Below are 3,559 nucleotides of genomic sequence, written 5' to 3' on the forward strand. Positions count from 1 at the left end.
CGCTCACACCCTGAGCCTTCAGCTCTTCAGGGTCCCTGAATCGGAAGAACGCCTTGTTCTCCAGAAGCCGTTCCGCGGCCTCACCTAAGTTGGTCCGGATTTTGGGCGTGAGCTCGTCGAGGTGCTCCAGCACGTTCTCCAGCGTGCCGTAGGTCTGGATGAGCTTGGCCGCGGTCTTCTCGCCCACCCCCGGCACGCCTGCGATGTTGTCGGACGGGTCGCCGCGCAGGGCCGCGTAGTCCAGGTACTGCGGCGGCTCGAAGCCGTACCGTTCCCGGAAGGCCGCCTCGTCGAACACAATGGTTTCCGAGATGCCCCGGACGTTCCGGATGACCGTGATGCCGGGCTGGACGATCTGGAAGAAGTCCCGGTCGGCGGTGAGGATGTTGACCTCCACCCCTTCGGCCGCTAGGCGGGTCGCGAGGGCGGCAATGATGTCGTCTGCCTCCACGCCCGGACTTCGGAAGATCGGGATGCCGAGCGTCTGCAGCACCTCGTGGATCAACCCGATCTGGGGCCGGAACTCGTCGGGCGCGGCGATGCGCTGCTGCTTATACTCCGGCCGGATGGCAATGCGCTCGGCCGGCGCCCCCATGTCGAACGCGGCGACCACGTGGCGGGTGCCGAGGGTCTGCATCGCCTTTATCAACATCGACGTGAAACCGAAGACGGCGTTGGTGGGAGTTCCGCTTTTTGTGCGCAGCTCCGGAGGGAGCGCGTAGAAGGCACGGTAGGCCAGCGAGTGGCCGTCCAGAAGGAGTACTTTGCGCTTGCTCCGGGCCCCACTCACGATCTTCCGACTATAGTACTAAGAGATGTCGGCACAGGTTCCCCAAGGGGCTCAGGAGTACCTCGAATGTATTTTCGAGATGGAGGAAGAGGGCGCCGTGATTCTTCAGGCCCGCCTCTCTGAGCGGCTCGGGGTAACGCCGGCCACCGTCTCCCAGGCGGTCAAACGGCTGGTCTCCGAAGGCCTCATCGAGATCGAGGATCGCAAGATCAGGCTCACCAAGACCGGCGTCGAGGTGGCCACTCCCCTGGTCCGCCGCCACCGCCTGGCGGAACGGCTCCTGACCGACATTCTGGAGATTCCCTGGTACCGGGCGCACGAGGAGGCACACGACTGGGAGCACGTGATCTCCCCCGAGGTCGAGCAACGGATCCTGGAGAAGACCGGCGCCACCACCTGCCCCCACGGCAACCCGATTCCCGGCATGACCCCGCCCTACGTCCGCTCGCAGCTGGTCCCGCTGACCGACATGGCCGTCGGCGACTGGGGCACCCTCTGCCTGCTCAACGAGGACGTGGAGCTGGTCACCGGCATCCTTCAGTATTTCCAGGAGCACAACCTGATGCCCGGGGCGACTCTCAAGGTCACCGGGGTGGGCCCAGACGGCACCCGCACGCTCTCCGTCGACGGCAAGACTGCCTCTTTGGGGCCGAGCCTCGCCGACAACCTGTGGATCGAGCCCGGCAACAACTGATCGGCCCCAAAGAGTGGAGACGGTCAACCACCCGATCTTTGCTCGCATCTACACCAGGTACAGCAGGTCGATGGAGAAGGGCGGCCTGGCCGACCTGCGGGGCAAGCTCCTCGCCGGCCTTCACGGCAGGGTGGTCGAGGTCGGCGCCGGCAACGGCATGAACTTTCCCCACTACCCGGCCTCAGTCGAAAGTGTCCTCGCCGTCGAGCCCGACCGCTATCTGCGTGAGCGGGCGGCCGAGGCTGCGCCGCCGGCAAAGGTGCGGATCGAGGTCACCGACGGAACCGCCGGGTCGATTCCCGCCCCCGATGGGTCGTTCGACGCGGTGGTGATGTCGCTGGTGCTGTGCTCGGTCGACCAGGGCGCGGCCCTGAGGGAGGCCCGCCGGGTCCTCAAGCCGGGAGGCCGCCTGCACTTCCTGGAGCACGTCCGCGCCGAGACCCCCGGCCTGAACCGGGCCCAACGGTTCGTGGACGCGACCTTCTGGCCGAGGCTGTTCGGCGGCTGCCACACCAACCGCGACACGCTGGGCGCTCTGGAGGCCGCCGGCTTCACCGTCACTCAGCTCGAGCGCTTTCTCTTTCCCGAATCGAAGGTGGCCACGCCCGCTTCACCCTGCATCCTCGGCGTCGCCACCCGCTCGCTGGGTTGACATCGGCCTGCCTTTAGGTATAGCTAATACCCCTAGTTAGCCCTCACTAAGTAGGGCCGGACCAAAGGGGGACCCACTGACTAACAACAACTCCGGGCACCACGCGCCCGTTCGCAGGCTCCGAACGGGGCGGACTCTGCTTTGCCTCACCGCAATCGTCCTCTTGATGGCGGCCGCCTGCGGCGGCGACGAGGGCGCCGAGGTCCGCAACATCGGCGAGAGCGAAGGTGCGTCCGGCTCGGCCTCCAACACCGTAGTGGGCGGCTCGGCTTCCGGCTCAGCTTCCGGTTCGGGAGCAGCCTCCGGTTCGGGTGCGGCTTCCGGATCTGCGTCGGGCTCAAGCTCAGAGGCTGCAGCCACCCCTGCGTTCACGGAGGCGGAGGCCGACACCAAGCTCGACTACACGCTGGCCGACTACAAGTTCGACGGACCGACCGAGGCCAAGGGCCCGAAGGTCCTGTTCACCGCCGTGAACACCGGCAAGGAGAACCACGAGCTCGAGATCCTGGACGCCTCCGGTAAGGCTCTGGGCGAGATCGAGGAGTTTGCCCCCAACGCCACAGCCGACCCGCTGGCGGTCGAGCTGCAGCCGGGCACCTACACCCTGCAATGCATCCTGGAGACCGCCGACGGCAAGGTCCACAAGGACCTGGGAATGGTCTCGACCCTAACTGTTACCTAGACTTCGCCTGCTTTGTGAAGCCCTGAGCCATTGGCCGAAGCAAGCCCGGCCAATGGCTTCTGGGCCCCCTCATTGACGGCCTGATCCCCAGGACGCACAGCTAGCATTCTGAGGGCGTCATCCAGCTGGACCTGCTGTCGCTCCGCCAGGCCCATTCGAGTCGCCAGGCGGGCGAAGTCTCGGGCCCGCTTCTGGTGCACGCTGCAATCTTCGCCTTTGCGATGGGAACACTCGGCATGCACGAGGGCGAGGTGGAGGTACGCCTCGGCCGAGGGTAGCTTCTCGATAGAATCTTTCAGGCACTGGAGGATCTCTTCCAGTTCTTTGTTCAATCGAAAGCGGGTCCAGCCCTCCACGTCGGCGATGTTGGCCAGCAAAACGTCGGAGTTGACTGCGCCGTTACCGACCCTTTGCTTGACCTCTCCCAGCCTTACGAGGTTTTGCTCCAGGCGCGCGTCGCGATCGGTCAGGGAGGCGACAATGTTTATCTCAGCCAGGGCAGCCAGTTCCTTGACGGTGACGCGTTCGCCGCTCTCCTCGGGCGTCCCGAGGCAGGTCTCCGGTCTGAGGCTGGTGGTGGACAGCTCCGCGAGGAGATCTTGAAGCTCCCGCTCGCCTTCGCAGACCGCCCCTGTGCGCACATAGGAGATTCCGGTATACAGCCGGGCAAGATGTGGCTTGAATTCAAGAGCATTGGCCAGCTGAAAGCTGGCTGCTGCCTTTTCGTACTCATCCAACTCG

5 protein-coding genes are annotated in these 3,559 nt (G+C 65.2%); 3 read left to right on the top strand and 2 right to left on the bottom strand.

The window, feature by feature from the left end; translation table 11 throughout:
* Positions 1 to 790 (bottom strand): 5'-3' exonuclease H3TH domain-containing protein (locus VFV09_02265; GenBank protein HEU4866528.1); only part of this gene is annotated, 790 nt, incomplete at its 3' end.
* Between the two features lie 25 nt (positions 791 to 815).
* Between VFV09_02265 and VFV09_02270 the strand changes: the two genes are divergently transcribed.
* The 3 genes from VFV09_02270 (at position 816) to VFV09_02280 (ending at position 2,818) form a co-directional block, all read left to right on the top strand.
* Complete coding sequence (locus tag VFV09_02270; GenBank protein ID HEU4866529.1) at positions 816 to 1,484, top strand: metal-dependent transcriptional regulator; 669 nt, start codon at positions 816 to 818, stop codon at positions 1,482 to 1,484.
* A gap of 13 nt (positions 1,485 to 1,497) precedes the next feature.
* On the top strand, positions 1,498 to 2,136 hold the full coding sequence (locus VFV09_02275) for a methyltransferase domain-containing protein (protein HEU4866530.1): 639 nt from the start codon (positions 1,498 to 1,500) through the stop codon (positions 2,134 to 2,136).
* 166 nt (positions 2,137 to 2,302) lie between these two features.
* Complete coding sequence (locus tag VFV09_02280; GenBank protein ID HEU4866531.1) at positions 2,303 to 2,818, top strand: hypothetical protein; 516 nt, start codon at positions 2,303 to 2,305, stop codon at positions 2,816 to 2,818.
* Here VFV09_02280 and VFV09_02285 read toward each other — a convergent pair.
* A partial coding sequence (locus VFV09_02285) for a hypothetical protein (GenBank protein HEU4866532.1) occupies positions 2,815 to 3,559 on the bottom strand: 745 nt, incomplete at its 5' end. The two genes, VFV09_02280 and VFV09_02285, sit on opposite strands and share 4 nt — an antisense overlap.

This window comes from Actinomycetota bacterium (assembly GCA_035759705.1).
Lineage (GTDB): Bacteria > Actinomycetota > CADDZG01 > JAHWKV01 > JAHWKV01 > JAJCYE01.

What these genes read in the sequence shown, in the direction of transcription:
- VFV09_02280 (HEU4866531.1), top strand. Translation starts at nt 2,303, where the DNA reads ATGGCGGCCGCCTGCGGCGGCGACGAGGGCGCCGAGGTCCGCAACATC.
- VFV09_02270 (HEU4866529.1), top strand. Translation starts at nt 816, where the DNA reads ATGTCGGCACAGGTTCCCCAAGGGGCTCAGGAGTACCTCGAATGTATT.